Below are 20,477 nucleotides of genomic sequence, written 5' to 3'. Positions count from 1 at the left end.
GAGTGTCTCTGATCGCTTCTGACCACTTCCGCATCGTTGTCGGCCTCGGCAAGAGCGGCATGTCCCTGGTTCGCTTCCTGGCGAGCCGGGGCGTGGCGTTTGCCGTGGCCGATACGCGGGAAAATCCACCGGAGCTGGCCACGCTGCGCCGTGACTACCCGCAGGTGGAAGTGCGTTGTGGCGAGCTGGATGTGGAGTTCCTGTGCCGCGCCGATGAGCTCTACGTGAGCCCCGGCCTGGCCTTGGCGACCCCAGCCCTGCAAGCGGCGGCTGCCCGCGGTGTGAAGCTGTCCGGTGATATCGAGCTGTTCGCGCGTAACGCGAAGGCGCCGATCGTCGCCATCAGCGGTTCCAATGCCAAGAGCACCGTGACCACCCTGGTCGGCGAAATGGCTGCTGCTGCGGGCAAACGCGTAGCCGTGGGCGGCAACCTCGGCACTCCGGCGCTGGACCTGCTCAGCGACGACGTCGAGCTGTACGTCATGGAACTCTCCAGCTTCCAGCTGGAAACCACCGACCAGCTCAACGCCGAAGTGGCCACCGTGCTCAACATCAGCGAAGACCACATGGACCGCTACAGCGGCCTGCCGGCCTATCACCTGGCCAAGCACCGGATCTTCCGTGGCGCGCGGCAAGTGGTGTTCAACCGCCAGGATGCGCTGACCCGGCCATTGATCGGCGAAGGTTTGCCGTGCTGGACCTTCGGTCTGGGCGTGCCCGATTTCAAGGCGTTCGGCCTGCGTGAAGAGCAGGGCGAGAAGTACCTGGCCTTCGGCTTGCAGAACCTGATGCCGGTGAGCGAGCTGAAAATCCGTGGCGCGCACAACCAGTCCAATGCCCTGGCAGCCCTGGCCCTCGGGCACGCGGTTGGCCTGCCCTTCGATGCCATGCTCGCCAGCCTGCGGACCTTTGCCGGTCTTGAGCACCGCTGCCAGTGGGTACGAGACCTGGACGGTGTGGCCTACTACAACGATTCCAAAGCCACCAACGTTGGTGCCGCCCTGGCGGCCATCGAAGGCCTGGGCTCGGACATCAGCGGCAAGCTGGTGCTGATTGCCGGTGGCGATGGCAAGGGTGCCGACTTCAAGGACCTGCGCAATCCGGTCGCCGCCAACTGCCGGGCCGTGGTGTTGATGGGCCGTGACAGTGAATTGATTGCCGCAGCGATAGGCGACGCGGTGCCGTTGGTTCGGGTGCAGTCGTTGCTCGAGGCGGTCGAGCGCAGCCGCGCATTGGCCGAGCCTGGAGATGCGGTGCTGCTGTCGCCGGCGTGCGCCAGTTTCGACATGTTCAAGAACTACGAAGAGCGTGGGCAGCTGTTTGCCCAGGCTGTGGAGGGCTTGGCATGAACCTCGGGAACATCATCAAGCCTTATCCGTCGCCGATCATTACCGGGCGCGGTATCGACCTCGACTTCCCGATGCTCGCCGGCTGCCTGGCCTTGCTCGGCCTGGGCCTGGTGATGATCACCTCGGCCTCGTCTGAAGTAGCCGCGGTGCAATCGGGCAATCCGCTGTATCACATGATTCGCCACCTGATTTACCTGGTGATCGGCCTGGGCGCGTGCATCGTGACCATGATGATTCCGATCGCCACCTGGCAGCGCCTGGGCTGGCTGATGCTGATTGGTGCCTTTGGTTTGCTGGTGATGGTGCTGTTGCCGGGTATCGGCCGTGAGGTCAACGGCTCGATGCGCTGGATCGGCTTCAGCTTCTTCAACGTGCAGCCTTCGGAAATCGCCAAGGTATTTGTGGTGATCTACCTCGCCGGTTATCTGGTGCGGCGGCAGAAGGAAGTGCGCGAAAGCTGGATGGGCTTCTTCAAGCCGTTCATCGTCCTCCTGCCCATGGCCGGCCTGTTGCTGATGGAGCCCGACTTCGGTGCCACCGTGGTCATGATGGGGGCGGCCGCGGCCATGCTCTTCCTCGGCGGCGTGGGCTTGTTCCGTTTCACCTTGATGGTGGTGCTGGCAGTGGCGGCGGTGACCATTCTGGTCCAGGCCCAACCCTACCGGATGGCCCGTCTGATTACCTTCACCGACCCCTGGGCCGACCAGTTTGGTTCCGGTTACCAGTTGACCCAGGCGCTGATCGCCTTCGGTCGTGGTGAGTGGCTGGGTGTCGGGCTGGGCAACAGTGTGCAGAAGCAGTTCTACCTGCCTGAAGCCCACACCGACTTCGTGTTCTCGGTACTTGCCGAAGAGCTGGGCGTGGTTGGTTCGCTGGCTACCGTCGGGCTGTTTGTATTCGTTTGCGTGCGCGCCATGTACATCGGTTTGTGGGCGGAGAAGGCCAAGCAATTTTTCGCCGCTTATGTGGCGTATGGCCTGGCTTTCCTGTGGATTGGTCAGTTCCTGATCAATATCGGGGTAAACGTCGGCCTGCTGCCGACCAAGGGCCTGACGCTGCCGTTCCTCAGTTATGGTGGCAGTTCGTTGGTGATCTGCTGCGCCTGCCTGGGCTTGCTGCTGCGCATCGAGTGGGAGAGTCGAACCCACCTGGGCAGCGAGGAGATGGAGTTCAGCGAGAGCGACTTCGCCGAGGAGCCAAGCCATGGGCGCTAATGTGCTGATCATGGCCGGCGGCACCGGCGGCCACGTGTTCCCGGCCCTGGCCTGTGCCCGCGAGTTCGAAGCCCGTGGCTACACCGTGCATTGGCTCGGGACCCCCCGTGGCATCGAAAACGAACTGGTGCCCGGCGCTGGCTTGCCGTTGCACTTGATCAACGTCACCGGTCTGCGAGGCAAGGGCAAGTTGTCCCTGCTCAAGGCCCCGTTCGTGCTGATCAAGGCCGTGCTCCAAGCCCGCAAAATCATTGCTCAACTGAAGCCGGTCTGTGTATTGGGTTTTGGTGGTTATGTGACTGGCCCTGGCGGCGTCGCGGCGAAACTGTCCGGCGTGCCGGTAATTGTTCACGAACAGAACGCCGTCGCCGGTACCGCCAATCGGCTGCTGGTGCCGTTGGCTGCCCGAGTCTGCGAAGCTTTCCCGGACACCTTTGCTGCCTCCGACAGCCGGCGCACCACCGGCAATCCGGTACGCCGCGAGCTGTTCCTCGATACCCCGCGCCAGGACCTGGCCGGACGCAAGGCGCGGTTGCTGATTCTGGGCGGAAGCCTGGGGGCGGAACCGTTGAATAAATTGCTGCCAGAAGCCCTGGCGCTGGTCGCGGCCGAGCTGCGTCCGGAGGTGTTTCATCAGGCCGGCAAAAACCATGATGAAGTGACTGCCGAGCGCTATCGCGTCGCTGGCGTCGAGGCGCAAGTGCAGCCCTTTATCAAAGACATGGCCCAAGCCTATGGCTGGGCCGACCTGGTGGTCTGTCGCGCAGGTGCGCTGACTGTCAGTGAACTGGCTGCCGCCGGTCTGCCCTCGATGCTGGTGCCTTTGCCCCACGCGATCGACGATCACCAGACTCGCAATGCCGATTATTTGGCTCGTGAAGGCGCTGCTTTCCTGATGCCGCAAAGAACGACTGGTGCTGCGGATCTAGCCGCACGCCTGACAGAGGTCTTGATGCAACCGGAACGACTGAACAACATGGCCGACGCCGCGCGTCGCCTGGCCAAACCCGATGCTACCCGCAATGTGGTCGATATCTGTCTGGAGGTGGCCCATGGTTGAGAACCAGAAAGCCATGCATCAGCCGGAAATGCGCCGCATCCGTCGTATTCACTTCGTCGGTATCGGCGGCGTGGGCATGTGCGGGATCGCCGAAGTGCTGCTGAACCTGGGCTATCAAGTCTCCGGCTCCGACCTCAAGGCGTCGCCGGTCACTGAGCGCCTGGAGTCTTTCGGTGCGCAGATCTTTATCGGTCACCGTGCCGAGAACGCCGCCAGTGCCGATGTGCTGGTGGTGTCCAGTGCCGTGAACACCTCCAACCCGGAAGTCGCCACCGCCCTGGAGCGCCGGATCCCGGTGGTGCCGCGGGCCGAAATGCTCGCCGAGCTGATGCGTTATCGCCACGGCATCGCCGTGGCCGGTACGCATGGCAAGACCACCACCACCAGCCTGATCGCATCGGTGTTTGCCGCTGGCGGCCTGGACCCGACGTTCGTCATCGGTGGCCGGCTGAATGCAGCAGGCACCAATGCACAACTGGGGACCAGCCGTTACCTGATCGCCGAGGCCGATGAAAGCGACGCCAGCTTCCTGCACCTGCAGCCGCTGGTGGCCGTGGTCACCAATATCGATGCCGATCACATGGCAACGTACGACGGCGACTTCAACAAGCTGAAGAAAACCTTCGTCGAGTTCCTGCACAACCTGCCGTTCTACGGTTTGGCCGTGGTCTGCCTGGATGATCCGGTGGTTCGCGAGATCCTGCCGTTGGTCAAGCGTCCGACCGTTACCTACGGCTTCAGCGAAGACGCCGACGTGCGGGCGATCAATGTTCGCCAGCAAGGCATGCAGACCTTCTTCACCGTGCTGCGTCCCGACCGGGCGCCACTGGATGTGTCGGTGAACATGCCCGGTAATCACAACGTGCTCAATTCCCTGGCGACCATCTGCATCGCCAGCGATGAAGGCGTCAGCGATGAAGCCATTGTCCAGGGCCTTTCGGGCTTCCAGGGCGTGGGTCGTCGCTTCCAGGTCTACGGTGAGCTGCCGGTAGAAGGCGGCAACGTGATGCTGGTGGACGATTACGGTCACCACCCGACTGAAGTGGCCGCCGTGATCAAGGCCGTGCGTGGTGGCTGGCCTGAGCGTCGTCTAGTGATGGTTTACCAGCCGCACCGCTACAGCCGGACCCGTGATCTGTACGACGACTTTGTGCAGGTCCTGGCGGACGCCAACGTACTGCTGCTGATGGAAGTCTATCCGGCCGGCGAAGAGCCGATCCCGGGGGCCGACAGCCGTCAGCTGTGCCACAGCATTCGTCAGCGTGGGCAATTGGACCCGATCTACATCGAGCGTGGCGTCGACCTGGCGCCGCTGGTCAAGCCGTTGCTGCGTGCCGGCGACATTCTGTTGTGCCAGGGCGCCGGTGATATCGGCGGCCTCGCGCCGAAACTATTGAGCAGCCCGCTGTTTGCCGGTGCTGTGGCTGCTGTACAGGGGAAGTCGAAATGACCGCCGCCTACGCCAACCTGTTCTCGACCATCGAGCCGCAAGCCTTCGGTCGCGTCGCCGTGCTGTTCGGTGGCAAGAGCGCCGAGCGCGAAGTCTCGCTCAAGTCCGGCAATGCCGTGCTCCAGGCCCTGCAAAGCGCCGGTGTCGATGCGTTCGGCATCGACGTCGGTGATGACTTCCTGCAGCGCCTGCTGAACGAGAAGATCGATCGCGCCTTTATCATTCTTCACGGCCGTGGCGGTGAAGACGGCAGCATGCAGGGCCTGCTGGAGTGCCTGGGCATTCCTTACACCGGCAGCGGCATCCTCGCGTCGGCCCTGGCCATGGACAAACTGCGCACCAAGCAGGTGTGGCACAGCCTGGGTATTCCGACTCCGCGCCACAGCGTGCTGAGCAGCGAAGCCGACTGTATTTCTGCGGTGGCGGAACTGGGCCTGCCTTTGATCGTCAAACCGGCTCATGAAGGTTCCAGTATCGGTATGGCCAAGGTGACTTCCGCGTCAGAGTTGATCGACGCATGGAAAGCGGCCAGTACCTACGATTCGCAAGTCTTGGTTGAGCAATGGATTCAAGGTCCGGAGTTCACCATCGCGACGCTGCGTGACCAGGTGTTGCCTCCTATCGCCCTGGGCACGCCCCACACTTTTTACGACTACGACGCCAAGTACGTGGCTTCCGATACCCAGTACCGGATCCCATGCGGTCTCGATAGCGCCAAGGAACAAGAGCTCATGGACCTCACGGCGAAAGCCTGCGAGGCGCTGGGTATCGCCGGTTGGGGGCGTGCCGATGTGATGCAGGACGCCGACGGGCAGTTCTGGTTCCTGGAGGTCAACACGGCTCCTGGCATGACCGATCACAGCCTGGTGCCGATGGCGGCTCGGGCGGCCGGCCTGGATTTCCAGCAATTGGTATTGGCGATCCTGGCGGCGAGCGTTGCCAGTCACGAAGAGGCGCGAGGTTAAGTCCATGCAAGGCGCATCGCTACGTCATCAGCCACCCGCACCCGGCCGCAAGCCGGTGCCGCGGGGTGCCAGCCGAATGGTGGCTAAAGAGCCGATGTCGGTGCGCCTGCCCAAAGCCAACTTCGGCTTTCTCAAGGCCCTGTTCTGGCCGGTGCTGCTGGTGGCGTTGGGTTTTGGCACTTACGAAGGCGCGCAGCGCCTGTTGCCTTATGCGGACCGGCCGATCACCAAGGTCGCGGTCCAGGGTGACCTGAGTTACATCAGCCAGCAAGCGGTGCAGCAGCGGATCGCGCCTTACGTGGCGGCGAGCTTCTTCACCATTGACCTGGCCAGCATGCGTACCGAGCTGGAGCAGATGCCATGGATCGCACATGCCGAGGTACGTCGCGTCTGGCCGGACCAGGTGGTTATCCGCCTGGAGGAGCAACTGCCCGTGGCCCGTTGGGGCGACGAGGCGTTGTTGAACAACCAGGGCCAGGCGTTTACGCCGCGTGAATTGGCCAACTACGAACACTTGCCGCAGTTGTTCGGCCCGCAGCGGGCCCAGCAGCAAGTGATGCAGCAGTATCAGGTGTTGAGTCAGATGCTGCGACCGATGGGCTTCTCGATCGCTCGTCTGGAGCTGCGTGAGCGCGGCAGCTGGTTCCTGACGACCGGGGCCGGCAGTGCGGGCCCGGGTATCGAGTTGTTGCTGGGCCGCGATCATCTGGTGGAGAAGATGCGCCGCTTTATTGCCATTTATGAAAAAACGCTGAAAGAACAGATTACGAACATTGCGCGCATCGATCTGCGCTACGCCAACGGCCTGGCCGTCGGCTGGCGGGAACCTGTAGCGCCCACGACGGCCCAACCCGCCGTCGCGAAGAATTAAGAAGAGGCAGGACCATGGCAAATGTGCAAAGCGGCAAAATGATCGTCGGTCTCGATATCGGCACCTCCAAAGTGGTGGCGCTGGTGGGTGAGGTCGGGGCCGATGGCACGCTGGAAATCGTCGGTATCGGTACCCATCCGTCCCGCGGCCTGAAGAAGGGCGTGGTGGTGAATATCGAGTCCACCGTGCAGTCCATCCAGCGCGCCGTCGAAGAAGCGCAACTGATGGCTGGATGCCGCATTCACTCGGCGTTTGTCGGTGTGGCCGGCAATCACATTCGCAGCCTGAACTCCCACGGCATCGTGGCGATTCGTGATCGTGAAGTCAGCTCGGCCGACCTCGAGCGGGTTCTCGATGCGGCCCAGGCCGTGGCGATTCCGGCTGACCAGCGGGTTTTGCACACCCTGCCGCAGGATTACGTGATCGATAACCAGGAAGGCGTACGTGAGCCCCTGGGCATGTCCGGCGTTCGCCTGGAAGCCAAGGTGCACGTGGTGACCTGCGCGGTCAATGCGGCACAGAACATCGAAAAGTGCGTGCGTCGCTGCGGTCTGGAAATCGACGACATCATTCTCGAGCAGTTGGCCTCAGCCTACTCGGTGCTGACCGATGATGAGAAAGAGCTGGGCGTGTGCCTGGTGGACATCGGTGGCGGTACCACCGACATCGCGATCTTCACTGAAGGCGCGATCCGGCATACCGCAGTGATCCCGATTGCCGGCGATCAGGTGACCAACGACATCGCCATGGCGCTGCGTACCCCGACCCAGTACGCCGAAGAAATCAAGATCCGCTACGCCTGCGCCCTGGCCAAGCTGGCCGGTGCCGGTGAAACCATCAAGGTTCCAAGTGTCGGCGACCGTCCGCCGCGCGAGTTGTCGCGTCAGGCCCTGGCCGAAGTGGTCGAACCGCGCTACGACGAGCTGTTCACCCTGATCCAGGCTGAACTGCGTCGCAGCGGCTACGAGGACCTGATCCCGGCCGGCATCGTGCTGACCGGCGGTACCTCGAAGATGGAAGGCGCGGTCGAGCTGGCCGAAGAGATTTTCCACATGCCGGTCCGCCTGGGTGTGCCGCACACCGTCAAGGGCCTGTCCGACGTGGTGCGCAACCCGATCTATTCCACCGGCGTCGGCTTGCTGCTGTACGGGCTGCAGAAACAGTCCGACGGGATTTCGTTCTCCGGCATCGGCAGCCGCGACAGCTACAGCAATGAAGAACCCAAGGCCGCCTTGCTCGATCGCATCAAGAGCTGGGTACAAGGCAATTTCTAAGCAGTGGTTTCAAGCGACACGTTTCAAGCGGCACGCAACAAAGCAGTAGGCAGTAGGCGAAAAAACTAGAGAAATGAAAGGAGAGGGAAAATGTTCGAACTCGTAGACAACATCCCGCAAAGCCCGGTAATCAAGGTTATTGGTGTTGGCGGTGGCGGCGGCAACGCGGTCAATCACATGGTCAAGAGCAACATTGAAGGCGTCGAGTTCATCTGCGCCAACACTGATGCCCAGGCGCTGAAAAGCATCGGCGCGCGGACCATCCTGCAATTGGGCACCGGCGTGACCAAGGGCCTGGGTGCTGGCGCAAATCCGGAAGTTGGTCGTCAGGCCGCTCTGGAAGACCGCGAGCGCATTGCCGAGGTTCTGGCGGGCACCAACATGGTGTTCATCACCACTGGCATGGGCGGCGGTACCGGTACCGGTGCTGCGCCGATCATTGCCGAAGTGGCCAAGGAAATGGGGATCCTGACGGTCGCTGTCGTGACTCGTCCGTTCCCGTTCGAAGGTCGCAAGCGCATGCAGATCGCCGATGAAGGCATCCGCCTGCTGTCGGAAAGTGTCGACTCGCTGATCACCATCCCCAACGAGAAGCTGCTGACCATCCTCGGTAAGGACGCCAGCCTGCTGTCGGCTTTTGCCAAGGCTGACGATGTACTGGCCGGTGCCGTTCGCGGTATCTCCGACATCATCAAACGTCCGGGCATGATCAACGTCGACTTTGCCGACGTGCGTACCGTGATGAGCGAAATGGGCATGGCGATGATGGGCACTGGCTGCGCCAGCGGTCCGAACCGTGCACGTGAAGCCACCGAAGCGGCGATCCGCAACCCGTTGCTCGAAGACGTGAACCTGCAAGGTGCACGCGGCATCCTGGTGAACATCACCGCCGGTCCTGACCTGTCCCTGGGTGAGTACTCCGACGTGGGTAGCATTATCGAAGCCTTCGCTTCCGAGCACGCCATGGTCAAGGTCGGTACTGTTATCGATCCGGACATGCGCGACGAGCTGCACGTGACTGTGGTTGCCACAGGTCTGGGCGCGAAAATCGAGAAGCCGATGAAGGTGATCGACAACACCGTGCAAACCTCCATGGCTTCGCAGGCTCAACCAGCGCCTTCGCGTCAGGAGCTGCCGTCGGTGAACTACCGCGACCTGGATCGTCCAACCGTGATGCGCAATCAAGCTCAGTCGAGCGCTGCGACCGCGGCGAAGCTGAATCCGCAAGATGATCTGGACTATCTGGACATCCCGGCATTCCTGCGTCGCCAGGCCGATTGATGGAATGTATCAGGGGTATTAGGGTGATTGGTGTTCAGCAAAGGTCTGGTCTGCTATTATCGCCAGCCTTTGTTGATACCAGTTCGCAATTTGCGCTGAAGCGGCCCAAGCCATGATTAAACAACGCACCCTGAAGAATATTATCCGTGCCACAGGTGTAGGCCTGCACTCCGGGGAGAAGGTATACCTGACCCTCAAGCCTGCGCCTGTAGACACCGGCATTGTGTTTTGTCGTGCCGACCTGGACCCTGTGGTGCAGATTCCTGCTCGCGCGGAAAACGTTGGTGAAACCACTATGTCGACCACGCTGGTCAACGGTGACACCAAAGTGGACACGGTGGAGCACTTGCTCTCGGCCATGGCCGGCCTGGGCATCGATAACGCCTACGTCGAGCTCTCCGCGTCCGAAGTCCCAATCATGGATGGTAGCGCTGGACCCTTCGTATTCCTGATTCAATCTGCCGGCCTGGAAGAACAGGACGCAGCCAAGAAGTTCATTCGTATCCTGCGCGAAGTGACAGTGGAAGACGGCGACAAGCGCGCCACTTTCGTTCCTTTCGACGGTTTCAAGGTGAGCTTCGAGATCGATTTCGATCACCCGGTTTTCCGTGACCGCACCCAAAGTGCAAGCGTGGATTTTTCCAGCACTTCGTTTGTAAAAGAAGTCAGCCGCGCCCGTACCTTTGGTTTCATGAGTGATATCGAGTACCTGCGCAAGCACAACCTCGCACTCGGCGGCAGCGTGGAAAACGCCATCGTGGTCGACGCGGATGGTGTACTGAACGAAGACGGCCTTCGCTATGAAGACGAATTCGTGAAGCACAAGATCCTCGACGCAATTGGTGACCTCTACCTGCTGGGCAATAGCCTGATAGGTGAGTTCAAAGGCTTCAAGTCGGGCCATGCACTGAACAACCAGCTTCTGCGCAAACTCATTGCACAGAAAGATGCGTGGGAAGTCGTGACCTTCGAAGATGCCAGCACTGCACCGATCTCTTACATGCGTCCGGTTGCGGCCGTGTAAGTAACACTCTCTTTCCTTTTGTTTTTAAAGGCCACCCTCGGGTGGCCTTTTTTTATGGCCGTCAGTCAGGCATCGAGAGTCTGGCAGCCGCAGACGTCGGGCTGCTCGCGGCCAGGTCGGCCACCACCCGGTTACGGCCATGGGATTTGGCCTGGTACAGGGCTTTGTCGGCGTTGCGCAGCAGATTTTCCGGGCTGATGTCCTGGCCCGCCGACCAGGTGCCGACCCCGATACTCACCGTCAGCGGCGTGGCGCTCTGGCCCACCGGCGCCAACTGTTCGATGCCGGCGCGGATCTGCTCGGCCAGGGCGCAGGCGCCGGCCATGGTGGTTTCCGGCAGGATCACCGCGAACTCCTCGCCGCCATAGCGTGCCGCCAGATCCGCAGGACGGCGCACGCCGCCGCCGATCACATCGGCCACCGCACGCAGGGCGATATCGCCCAACTGGTGGCCGTGGCGGTCATTGAAGGCCTTGAAGTGGTCGACATCAATCATCAGCAGCGACAGGTTGTTGCCTGAACGCTGGGCCCTTGAGTACTCGCGAGCCAGGGTCTGGTCCATGGCGCGGCGGTTGGCCAGCCCGGTCAGCCCGTCAGTGGCGGCCAGTTGCTCCAGCTCTCGTTCGGCGCGCTGGCGCAGGCGCAGTTCGCGGCGCAGCAGCCAGGTCAGCCACAGCAAGCCGATACACAAAATACCGGTGGCCAGGCTGACCACCAGGGCAGTACGGCGCCAGGCGGCGAACACTTCGTCGGTGGAGAGGGCAACAATCACGATCAGCGGCAACTGGCCGACCTGGGAGAAGGTGTACAGCCGGGCCTTGTGGTCGACACTGGAAACACTGCTGAAGCTGCCGTTGCCTTCCTTGAGAATGCGCATGAAGTTCGGTCGATTGCTGAAGTCGCGGCCGATCAGGTCGTCGCCCAGGGGCGGTTGCTGAGCCAACAGAAAACCGTCGCTGCTGATCAGGTTCACCGAGCTATTACGGCCGACACTCAGGGTCTTGAACAGCGCATTGAAGTAATCCAGGCGCATGGCCGCCTCGGCTACCCCGAGAAACTCCCCCTGCTCGGACGACAAGCGACGGCTGAAACTGATGCGCCAATCCTGTTCGGCACTGCGGCTGCGGAACGGGCGGCTGATCATCATCTGCGGGTCTGGGTTGTCGACATGCGCTTGAAAGTATTCGCGGTCGGCGAAATTGTCTGTGCGCGGTATGACCGAGGCTGAGTCGGCCACCACGTCGCCTTTGTTGTCCAGCAGCAGGATGTCGCCCTTGTGCGGCATGGTGGTGGCGCGATCGAACAATACCCGGTGGCGCACATCGGCCGGAATCCCGGCCAGGTCCTTAAGGCGGGTGGCTTCGATCAGGCCACGCAGGGAGATGTCGTAGAGCTCGACGTTGTGCTCCACGTCGGCATCGATCAATTGCACGATGTTCGTGGCCGAGCGCACCGCGACCAACTTGGCGCTGCCGTGTTCGCGGATCAGCAGGTAGGTCACGATGCACAGGATGGCGATGACCGTCAGGGAACTGCCGGCCAGCAGCATCCACTCGGATTGGCTGGGGGGCGGGCGTGAAGGAGTCGCACTGTGTGCACGCATGTTTCTGGCTTCTGCTGGCGGACGGAGAAGGAGGCCGCTAGCAGAGTGACAGAGAGTCGTCATTGCCTTGGCGTTTGCCCAGCCACACGCAAAAAAAAGGCCAGCAATGACGCTGGCCTCCGGTTTTTTAGGTGTTCAGAAGATATTTAGTGGGTAGTCGACGATCACCCGGTACTCATCGGTGTCGTTATCCAGCTCGCCATACCCATTGCCGCCGCGGTTGGTCGCCCATTGCAGGCGCAGCGCCAGGTCCTTGGCCGAGCCGCTTTGCACCACGTACTTGAGGTCGATATCGCGTTCCCAGTGTTTGGCGTGCTTGCCATCGGCGCTGTACCAGCTGGCATAGCCGCGGCTCTCGGGATCAGCCTTGGTCAGGTCCAGCTCACCCCGGGAATAGGACACCGCCGACGTCAGGCCCGGCAGGCCCAGGCCGACAAAGTCATAGGCGTACTTGAGCTTCCACGAACGTTCGTTGGGGCCGTTGAAGTCCGAATACTGCTGCGAGTTGTCCAGGTAGATGCTGTCGCCCTGGCTGATGTAGTCGAACGGCGTGTTGCCGTTGACCCGCTGGTAGGCCGCCGTAACGCTGTGGTTACCCACGCCGACGGTGAAGTGCAGGCTGTAGGTGTTGTTGTCGATGGAGCCCAGCAGCGCCTGGCCGGTGTCCTGGGTGTGGTAGACGTGCAGGCCCGGGTTGAGGCTGACCAGCTCATTCACCGCGTAGGTGTAGTCCAGGTCGTAGTAGTACTGGTTCCAGATGTCCTTGAGCTCGGAGGCGTAGAGGCTGCTGGTCAGGCCTGGAACGCCGCTCCAGGCGGTGCCGATCCAGTTCAGGTGCAAGGATTCATCACCATCGCGCAGCGAACCATAGGACGTGCCGATGCGTTTGTGCCCGCTCTGGTTGTAAGGCTTGGTAAAGCTGGCCTGGCCCCCTTCGATCAGCCAACCGTCGAAACTGTGATTGCTCAGGCTCACGCCACGAAAGGTCTGCGGCAGCATCCGGCTCTGGCCGCCGGCGATCACCGGGTTATTCAGGAACAGGTCACCGGCTTTGAGTTCGGTGTCGAAGGCGCGCATTTTCAAGGTCGCCCCCGCCGTCGAGAACGACCCCGGCGCCTTGCCGTTGCCATCGCTGATGGGCAGGATGCTCGAGCCGTCCGTGCCGCCACCGCCGTCGAGTTTCAACCCGAGCATGGCATTGGCATCGATGCCGAAACCGACGGTGCCCTGGGTATAGCCGGATTCGAAAATCCCCAGGAAACCTTGGCCCCATTCGATGTTGTCATCGTTTTGCTGATGCCGATTGCGGTTCATGTAGTAGTTGCGAGCGTTGAGCTTGAGGCTTGAGCCCTCGATAAAGCCTTCGGCCGGCGGCGCTTCGGCGGCTTGGGCCTGGCTGCAGATCGTTGCAGCCAATGCAATGAATAACGGGGTGAAAATGAAGGGTGTCTGCATCGGGATGGAGCTCCTTGAGGTGGATAACGGTCATTTTTTATTGTGGATTCGGTGCTGCTTGTTCTGTGGAATACGCCCTCCATGGGCGCATTCTGATGGCAAAAAAAAGCCGCTGAAGGCAGCGGCTTTAAGACAACTCACTCCGGGGTTACAAACGGAGAAATTGTCGAGGGAAACGAGTCGGTAATGCGGATCAGCTGTCTTTCTGCGAGTCGGCCTGGCTGTGCTCGGCCGTTACTTTCTGGGCTTGTTCGGCGTTTTTCTGCTGGGCGGCCAGGGCCACTTGCGCTTCCTGGAAGGCCTCTGCACGTGCCGCGTTGCGCGCGGCGAATGCCTGGGACTCTTCGGCCATCGCCAGTGGGGCGACGAACAGGGAAGACAAAACAAATGCGCTGGCAATACCCATGACGTTGGACATTTCTGAAGACCTTCTTGCAGAGCAAGTCAAATTCGGTGCGACAAAAATATAGGGCTGAGGCGCTCGGAAAAAGAGCTGAACAGGATAAGGACTGTTACCGAAAAAACAACAGTGGCTGTGGTTTTTCTGTAAAGGCAGCGGCGTCGGCCCCTGGGGCGGGGGGCTTAGACCGGCAGGTAAATGCCAAAGGTATTGATGCCCGCGTTACTGCGCACGAACACATCGCCGCCATGCATCAGGGCGATGGCCTTGACGATGGCCAGCCCCAGGCCATGGTTGGCGCCGCTGTTGCTGCGCGAGGCGTCGACCCGATAGAACCGCTCGAACAGGCGCGGCAGGTGTTCGTTGGCAATGCCCTGGCCGGGGTTGCTGACGGCGATCGCCACCTGGTGTTCCTGAACCTCGATCCGCACTTGGATCATCTGGCCGGGGGCGGTGTGCTGTACGGCGTTGCTCAGCAGGTTGATCAAGGCGCGACGCAGGTGGGCGATTTCGATCGAGACCAGGGCGTCGCCGCTGACTTCGACCTTGACCTGGGCGTCTTCGAGGATGAAATCCAGGTAGTCGAGGGTGGTCGCCACTTCGCTGGCCAGGGAGGTGGCGGTGAGTTTGGTGGCCTTGCTGCCCTGGTCGGCGCTGGCCAGGAACAGCATGTCGTTGATGATCGAGCGCAACCGCTCGAGCTCTTCCAGGTTCGATTGCAGGACCTCGAAATAATGCTCTGCCGAACGTCCCCGGGTCAGGGCCACCTGGGTCTGGCCGATCAGGTTGGTCAGGGGCGAGCGCAGTTCGTGGGCCACGTCGGCATTGAACGACTCAAGCCTTGAATAGGCTTGCTCGACCCGTTCCAGGGTCGAGTTGAAGGAGTTGACGAACTGGCTCAACTCCGGCGGCAGTGGTGACAGTTGCAAGCGTCCGGTCAGCCGTGGCGGGGCCAGGCGCTGGGCCTCCTGGGACAGTTTGATCAAGGGCTTGAGGCCGATCCGCGCCACCCAGTAACCCAATGCCGACGCCAGCAACACGCCGACAATGGCCAGGCTGATCAGGGCCATCAGCAGTTGGTGCTGGGTTTGGTAAAAGGTCTCGGTGTCGATGGCGATCAGAAAGCGCAGGGGCGGACGCTGGTCCTTGGCCGGTAACTGGCTGACCAGCACTTTCAGCGGGTATGGGTGCTCGGCCAGGTTCAGGTCGCGCATGCCCAGGGGCCCCAGGGCCAGTTCGCGGACCTGTGCATCCGGGTCGCCGTACTCGTAGTGGGCGTCACCGCTGACCACCCAGAATCGAATGCGCTTGTCTTCTTCGCTGAGCAGCTTGAGCTTGGCGTTGATCTTGGCCCAGTGCTCGGGGGTGCCATAGCGCGTCAGCGCCGACTCCAGCACGCTGTAGCGCGCATCCAGTTCGGCCTCGGGCAACAGGCCCAAGCCCTTGTCCACCTGCTGGTACAGCGCGCCGCCGATCAGCACGAACACCAGTAACGCCACCAAGGTGAACATGCCGCTCAGGCGCAGAGCGATGCTGTTACTGGACACCGCGGCTCTCCAGCACGTAACCCATGCCGCGGATGGTGTGCAGCAGTTTCTCCTCGAAAGGCCCGTCGAGCTTGGCCCGCAGGCGTTTGATCGCGACTTCGACCACGTTGGCATCGCTGTCGAAATTGATGTCCCAGACCATTTCCGCAATCGCGGTTTTCGACAGGATCTCGCCCTGGCGCCGGGCCAGTACGCTGAGCAACGAGAACTCCTTGGCGGTCAGGTCGAGGCGGGTTCCGGCACGGCTGGCCTTGCGGCTGATCAGGTCGATCCACAGGTCGGCGATGCTGACCTGCACCGGCTCATGGCCGCCGCTGCGACGGGTCAGCGCCTGCAGGCGGGCCACCAGTTCGAGGAAGGAAAACGGCTTGCCGAGGTAATCGTCGGCGCCGTCGCGCAGGCCCTTGATCCGGTCTTCGACCCGCTCGCGGGCGGTGAGCATGATCACCGGGGTCTGCTTGCGCGCGCGCAGGGCGCGCAATACGCCGAAGCCGTCGAGGCCCGGCAGCATCACGTCGAGCACGATCACCGCGTAATCGCTTTCCAGGGCCAGGTGCAGGCCTTCGACGCCATCGCGTGCCAGGTCCACGGTGTAACCCTGTTCCGTCAGGCCGCGGTGCAGGTAATCCGCGGTTTTTTCTTCATCTTCGATAATCAGAACGCGCATGACCCCGCCTCAGGTAGTGGTCGCCAGCACCGGGGCTGGTTTGGGCCGATGGAAGAGCCGCTCGAGCCACAAGTATATGACCGGAGTGGTGAACAGGGTCAGCGCCTGGCTCACCAGCAGCCCGCCGACCACGGCAATCCCCAGTGGCTGGCGCAGCTCGGCGCCGGTGCCGTAGCCGAGCATCAGCGGCAGGGCGCCGAGCAGGGCGGCCAGGGTCGTCATGATGATCGGCCGGAACCGGGTGATACAGGCCTGGTAGATCGCCTCTTCAGGGGGCAGGCCGCCACGGCGTTGGGCGTCCAGGGCGAAGTCGATCATCAGGATGCCGTTTTTCTTGACGATGCCGATCAGCAGCACCAGTCCGATCAGGGCCATGATCGAAAAGTCCTGGCCCAGCAGCCAGAGCATCATCAGCGCCCCCAGGCCGGCAGAGGGCAGGGTCGAGATGATGGTCAGCGGGTGCACGAAGCTCTCGTAGAGCACCCCGAGAATGATGTACACCGCCACCAGCGCCGCCAGGATCAGCCAGGGCTGGCTGGCCAGGGAACTCTGGAAGGCCTGGGCCGCGCCCTGGAAGTTGCCGCTGATGGCTGCCGGCATGCCGATTTCGGTCTTGGCCTGGTTGAGCAGGATCACCGCATCGCCCAGGGCCACGCCAGGGGCCAGGTTAAACGACAGGTTGGCGGCCGGGAACATGCCGTCATGGGCGATCGACAGCGGGCCGATGGTCGGCGCATCGAAGCGTGCCAGGGCCGAGAGCGGCACCATCTCCCCGCTCAGGGGCGAGCGCAGGTAGAAGTAGTTGAGGCTTTCGGCTTTGCCGCGCTGGCGGGTGTCGAGTTCGAGGATCACGTTGTACTGGTTGATCTCGGTCTGGAACTCGTTGATCTGTCGTTGGCCGAAGGCATCGTACAGGGCCTCGTCGACATCGCTGGCGGTCAGGCCGAAGCGGGCGGCGGCGACTCGGTCGATATTGATATGGGTAATGCTGCCGCCCAGCTGCAGGTCGTTGGAAATATCGCGGAAGGCCGGGTTGCTGCGCAGTTTTTCCGTCAGGCGCTGGGTCCAGGTGCTCAATGTCGGGCCGTCGTTGCTCTTGAGTACGTATTGGTACTGGGCGCGGCTCGGGCCGGAGCTGAGGTTGATGTCCTGGCCGGCGCGCAGGTAGAGCACGACCCCGGGGATTTTCATCAGCTGCGGACGGATCCGGTCGATAAAGGCGCTGGCGGACACGTCGCGCTCGCTGCGTTTTTTCAGGGCGATCCAGAACCGGCCGTTGGCGATGGTCTGGTTGCTGCCTGAGACCCCGACCGAATGGGAGAAGGCCGCTACTGCCGGGTCAGCCGCCACGATCTCGGCCAGTGCCTGATGTTTTTTCACCATGTCGGGGTAGGAGATATCCGCAGCGGCTTCGGTGGTGCCGAGGACGAAACCGGTGTCCTGCACCGGGAAGAAGCCCTTGGGAATGAAGATGTAGCCGACCACGGCCATGGCCAGGGTCAGGGCGAAAATCCCCAGCATCAGCTTCTGGTGGGCCAGGGCCCGGCGCAGGCCGCGTTCATAAAGGGCCAGCAGGCGTTCGCCGAACCCCGGCTTGGCGTGTGCCTCATGCACCGGGGCGCGCATGAACAGGGCCGCGAGAGTGGGGGCCAGGGTCAGGGACACCACCACCGAAATCATGATGGTGCTGGTGGCCGTCAGGGCGAATTCCTTGAACAGGCGCCCGACCACGCCCCCCATGAACAGCAGCGGAATAAACGCCGCCACCAGCGAGAAGCTGATGGAAACCACGGTAAAGCCGATCTCGCCGGCGCCCTTGATCGCCGCTTCGCGCATGCCGTCGCCGGCTTCCAGGTGGCGGTGGATGTTCTCCACCACCACGATGGCGTCGTCCACCACAAAGCCCACGGCCACCACGATCGCCACCAGGGTCAGGTTGTTCAGGCTGAATCCCAGCAGGTACATCAGGGCAAAACTGGCGATCAGCGACACCCCCAGCACGGCCGAGACAATCAGGGTCGCCGACCATTGGCGCAGGAACAGCGCCATCACCGCGACCACCAGCAGCACCGCGATCAGCAGGGTGATCTCCACTTCGTGCAGGGAGGCGCGAATGGTCTGGGTGCGGTCGATCAGCACCTTGACCTGGACCGACGCCGGAAGCATGGCTTCAAGACCCGGCAGGGCGGCCTGAATCCGGTCCACGGTCTCGACGATATTGGCCCCCGGCTGGCGCGAAATCACCAGGTTGACCCCCGGCTGGTCGCCGGACCAGGCCTGGATATAGGCGTCCTCGGGGCCACTGACCACCCGCGCCACATCCTTGAGGTGCACCGGCGCGCCATCCTTGTAGGAAACAATGAGCTGGCTGTACTCCTCAGGGTGGAACAACTGGTCGTTGGTCGACAGCGTGGAAATGCTCGATTCGCCGTACAGCGCACCCTTGGCCAGGTTGAGGCTGGTTTGCTGGATCGCCAGGCGGATATCGGCCAGGGTCAGGCCAATGGCTGCCAGCTTGTCGGCTGAAGCCTGGACCCGGATCGCCGGCCGTTGCTGCCCGGTGATGTTGATTTGCCCGACACCGTCGATCTGGCTGATCTGACGTGCCAGCAGGGTTTCCGCGTAATCGCTGAGTTCGGTGCCGGGCATCTGGGTCGAACTGATGCTGAGGATCAGCACCGGGCTGTCGGCGGGGTTGACCTTCTTCCAGGTCGGCAGGGTCGGCATGTCCTTGGGCAGTTTGCCGGCGGCGGTGTTGATCGCCGCCTGAACTTCCTGGGCCGCGGTGTCGATACTTTTATTCAGGGTGAACTGCAAGGTCAGCAGGGATGAGCCCAGGGCGCTGCTCGAGGTCATCTGGGTCATGCCGGGGATGGCGCTGAACTGCACTTCCAGGGGCGTGGCCACCGACGAGGCCATGGTGTCGGGGCTGGCGCCGGGCAGGGTGGCCGAGACCTGGATGGTCGGGAACTCGGCTTCCGGCAGCGGCGCGATGGGCAGGCGCGGAAAGGCGATCAAGCCCACCAGCACCAGGGCGAAGGTCAGCAGGACGGTGGCGACCGGATGGTCGACGCACCAGGCTGAGACCGAACCGTGGCCCTTCATGGCTTGAGCTCCGCGTCAGCGGCTTGCACCACCTGGGGCGGATCGCCGAGCACCTGCACCTGGGAGCCCGGCTTGAGCCGGGATTGGCCGTCGCTGACCAGCACATCCCCGGCCTGCACGCCCTGGATGATGTTCAGGCCACTGTCCTGATAGAGCATCTGCACCGGCACCACTTCCACCTTGTCGCCCTGTACCCGGTACACGAAGTGCTGGTCGAGGCCGCGCTGCACCACCGTGGGCGGTACGGTCAGGGCATTTTTGTCGAGGGCGGTCTGGATCTGGATCGTCACCAGTTGCCCGGGCCAGAGCTTCTGCTGGTCATTGGCGAACTCGGCCTTGGCCCGCAGGGTGCCGGTGTTGGCGTTGATCTGGTTGTCGATCAGGGTCAGGTGGCCTTCGCCCAGCAGGTCGCCGCTGGTGCTGTCGGCGCCGATAAAGACTTTGACCGCCGCCGGGTCCTGGGCCTTGATCAGGCCCTGCAGGGTCGGCAGCATTTGCTGTGGCAGCGAAAACTCCACGGCAATCGGGTCGATTTGGGTCACTGAGAACAGGCCCTGGGTATCGCTCATGCGCAGGAAGTTACCTTCATCCACGGTGCGAATACCCACGCGGCCGGTGACCGGGGAGCGTATCTGGGTGTAGGAAAGCTGGACCTGGGCGGCGTCGATGGCGGCCTGATTGCCCTGGGCAGTGGCTTTGAGCTGGTTGACCAGGGCTTGCTGCTGGTCATAGGTCTGTTTCGAAATCCCGTCATCCACCGTCAGCAATTTGTAGCGCTTGAGGTTGATCTGGGCCACCTGCAACTGCGCCTGGTTTTCCGCCAGTTGCGCCCGGGCCTGGTCGAGGCTGGCGCGGATCGAGCGGTCGTCGATGGTCGCCAGCAGGTCGCCGGCCTTGACCAGTTGCCCTTCCTTGACCAGGAGCCTGGTCAGGATGCCGTCGACCTGGGGCCGGATCACCACGCTGTGCAGCGACAGCACCGAGCCGATACCGCTGGTGTGACGCGGCACGTCCTTTTGCACCACTTCGACGACCCGCACCGGGATCGCGGTGGGGGCCGCCAGTTTGTGGGCGGCCGGCTTGTTCAGCAGCCACAGCCCACCGGCAACCAGTACGACAACGACGCCTAGGATCACGACTGTTCTTTTGGGTTTCCGCATGGGATAGAGCGCCGGGGCAATGGGATCGGGAGGAGGGGCCAGTATCAGTGCC

The 20,477-nt window shown here is 62.3% G+C and carries 16 protein-coding genes; 9 read left to right on the top strand and 7 right to left on the bottom strand.

The features are described from left to right. The first annotated feature begins 2 nt into the window (after positions 1–2). From murD to lpxC, 9 genes are all read left to right on the top strand, one after another. Positions 3–1,349, top strand: a complete 1,347-nt coding sequence (murD, locus tag JFU57_RS01680) for a UDP-N-acetylmuramoyl-L-alanine--D-glutamate ligase (RefSeq protein WP_201127817.1) — start codon at positions 3–5, stop codon at positions 1,347–1,349. Then, positions 1,346–2,563 (top strand): putative lipid II flippase FtsW, encoded by a 1,218-nt coding sequence (gene ftsW, locus JFU57_RS01675; protein ID WP_078472396.1) that lies wholly within the window; start codon positions 1,346–1,348, stop codon positions 2,561–2,563. Before murD ends, ftsW begins: the two co-directional genes overlap by 4 nt. Next, positions 2,553–3,623: an undecaprenyldiphospho-muramoylpentapeptide beta-N-acetylglucosaminyltransferase gene (gene murG / locus JFU57_RS01670; protein ID WP_201127815.1), complete on the top strand. Its 1,071-nt coding sequence runs from the start codon at positions 2,553–2,555 to the stop codon at positions 3,621–3,623. The genes ftsW and murG overlap by 11 nt, the downstream gene beginning before the upstream one ends. After that, on the top strand, positions 3,616–5,073 hold the full coding sequence (murC, locus tag JFU57_RS01665; protein ID WP_020297544.1) for a UDP-N-acetylmuramate--L-alanine ligase: 1,458 nt from the start codon (positions 3,616–3,618) through the stop codon (positions 5,071–5,073). Before murG ends, murC begins: the two co-directional genes overlap by 8 nt. Further along, complete coding sequence (locus tag JFU57_RS01660; RefSeq protein ID WP_201127813.1) at positions 5,070–6,038, top strand: D-alanine--D-alanine ligase; 969 nt, start codon at positions 5,070–5,072, stop codon at positions 6,036–6,038. The genes murC and JFU57_RS01660 overlap by 4 nt, the downstream gene beginning before the upstream one ends. Positions 6,039–6,042: 4 nt before the next feature. Further along, on the top strand, positions 6,043–6,909 hold the full coding sequence (locus JFU57_RS01655; protein ID WP_043229552.1) for a cell division protein FtsQ/DivIB: 867 nt from the start codon (positions 6,043–6,045) through the stop codon (positions 6,907–6,909). A 14-nt stretch (positions 6,910–6,923) separates the two neighbouring features. Further along, positions 6,924–8,183 carry a cell division protein FtsA gene (ftsA, locus tag JFU57_RS01650; protein ID WP_020297541.1) on the top strand — a complete coding sequence of 420 codons (1,260 nt, stop codon included), beginning with the start codon at positions 6,924–6,926 and terminating at the stop codon, positions 8,181–8,183. Between the two features lie 90 nt (positions 8,184–8,273). Then, on the top strand, positions 8,274–9,464 hold the full coding sequence (gene ftsZ / locus JFU57_RS01645; RefSeq protein WP_020297540.1) for a cell division protein FtsZ: 1,191 nt from the start codon (positions 8,274–8,276) through the stop codon (positions 9,462–9,464). Positions 9,465–9,576: 112 nt separating this feature from the next. Then, positions 9,577–10,488 (top strand): UDP-3-O-acyl-N-acetylglucosamine deacetylase, encoded by a 912-nt coding sequence (gene lpxC, locus JFU57_RS01640; protein WP_020297539.1) that lies wholly within the window; start codon positions 9,577–9,579, stop codon positions 10,486–10,488. Between the two features lie 61 nt (positions 10,489–10,549). On the opposite strand, the gene JFU57_RS01635 is transcribed toward lpxC, so the two are convergent. The 7 genes from JFU57_RS01635 to JFU57_RS01605 form a co-directional block, all read right to left on the bottom strand. Then, positions 10,550–12,091: a GGDEF domain-containing protein gene (locus JFU57_RS01635; protein ID WP_201127812.1), complete on the bottom strand. Its 1,542-nt coding sequence runs from the start codon at positions 12,089–12,091 to the stop codon at positions 10,550–10,552. A 135-nt stretch (positions 12,092–12,226) separates the two neighbouring features. Continuing rightward, a complete protein-coding gene (locus tag JFU57_RS01630) occupies positions 12,227–13,546 on the bottom strand; it encodes an OprD family porin (protein WP_201127811.1) in 1,320 nt (439 codons plus the stop codon). 193 nt (positions 13,547–13,739) lie between these two features. Beyond that, complete coding sequence (locus JFU57_RS01625) at positions 13,740–13,964, bottom strand: hypothetical protein (protein WP_078472391.1); 225 nt, start codon at positions 13,962–13,964, stop codon at positions 13,740–13,742. Between the two features lie 164 nt (positions 13,965–14,128). Next, positions 14,129–15,493, bottom strand: a complete 1,365-nt coding sequence (locus JFU57_RS01620; protein WP_020297535.1) for a heavy metal sensor histidine kinase — start codon at positions 15,491–15,493, stop codon at positions 14,129–14,131. Continuing rightward, entirely contained in the window at positions 15,483–16,160 is a 678-nt protein-coding gene (locus JFU57_RS01615) for a heavy metal response regulator transcription factor (protein WP_020297534.1), read from the bottom strand. Before JFU57_RS01615 ends, JFU57_RS01620 begins: the two co-directional genes overlap by 11 nt. Positions 16,161–16,169: 9 nt before the next feature. Next, complete coding sequence (locus JFU57_RS01610; RefSeq protein ID WP_201127810.1) at positions 16,170–19,265, bottom strand: multidrug efflux RND transporter permease subunit; 3,096 nt, start codon at positions 19,263–19,265, stop codon at positions 16,170–16,172. Further along, positions 19,262–20,425 carry an efflux RND transporter periplasmic adaptor subunit gene (locus JFU57_RS01605; protein ID WP_078472389.1) on the bottom strand — a complete coding sequence of 388 codons (1,164 nt, stop codon included), beginning with the start codon at positions 20,423–20,425 and terminating at the stop codon, positions 19,262–19,264. Before JFU57_RS01605 ends, JFU57_RS01610 begins: the two co-directional genes overlap by 4 nt. Positions 20,426–20,477: the final 52 nt, after the last annotated feature.

The organism is Pseudomonas sp. TH07, from assembly GCF_016651285.1.
GTDB lineage: Bacteria > Pseudomonadota > Gammaproteobacteria > Pseudomonadales > Pseudomonadaceae > Aquipseudomonas.
This window is presented reverse-complemented; position numbering and strand designations above follow the sequence as displayed.

Coding starts and splice junctions, on each gene's coding strand:
- lpxC (WP_020297539.1), top strand. CDS start 9,577: ATGATTAAACAACGCACCCTGAAGAATATTATCCGTGCCACAGGTGTA.
- murC (WP_020297544.1), top strand. CDS start 3,616: ATGGTTGAGAACCAGAAAGCCATGCATCAGCCGGAAATGCGCCGCATC.
- ftsZ (WP_020297540.1), top strand. CDS start 8,274: ATGTTCGAACTCGTAGACAACATCCCGCAAAGCCCGGTAATCAAGGTT.
- JFU57_RS01635 (WP_201127812.1), bottom strand. CDS start 12,091: ATGCGTGCACACAGTGCGACTCCTTCACGCCCGCCCCCCAGCCAATCC.
- JFU57_RS01660 (WP_201127813.1), top strand. CDS start 5,070: ATGACCGCCGCCTACGCCAACCTGTTCTCGACCATCGAGCCGCAAGCC.
- ftsW (WP_078472396.1), top strand. CDS start 1,346: ATGAACCTCGGGAACATCATCAAGCCTTATCCGTCGCCGATCATTACC.
- murG (WP_201127815.1), top strand. CDS start 2,553: ATGGGCGCTAATGTGCTGATCATGGCCGGCGGCACCGGCGGCCACGTG.
- ftsA (WP_020297541.1), top strand. CDS start 6,924: ATGGCAAATGTGCAAAGCGGCAAAATGATCGTCGGTCTCGATATCGGC.
- JFU57_RS01610 (WP_201127810.1), bottom strand. CDS start 19,265: ATGAAGGGCCACGGTTCGGTCTCAGCCTGGTGCGTCGACCATCCGGTC.
- JFU57_RS01630 (WP_201127811.1), bottom strand. CDS start 13,546: ATGCAGACACCCTTCATTTTCACCCCGTTATTCATTGCATTGGCTGCA.
- JFU57_RS01615 (WP_020297534.1), bottom strand. CDS start 16,160: ATGCGCGTTCTGATTATCGAAGATGAAGAAAAAACCGCGGATTACCTG.
- JFU57_RS01625 (WP_078472391.1), bottom strand. CDS start 13,964: ATGTCCAACGTCATGGGTATTGCCAGCGCATTTGTTTTGTCTTCCCTG.
- JFU57_RS01655 (WP_043229552.1), top strand. CDS start 6,043: ATGCAAGGCGCATCGCTACGTCATCAGCCACCCGCACCCGGCCGCAAG.
- JFU57_RS01605 (WP_078472389.1), bottom strand. CDS start 20,425: ATGCGGAAACCCAAAAGAACAGTCGTGATCCTAGGCGTCGTTGTCGTA.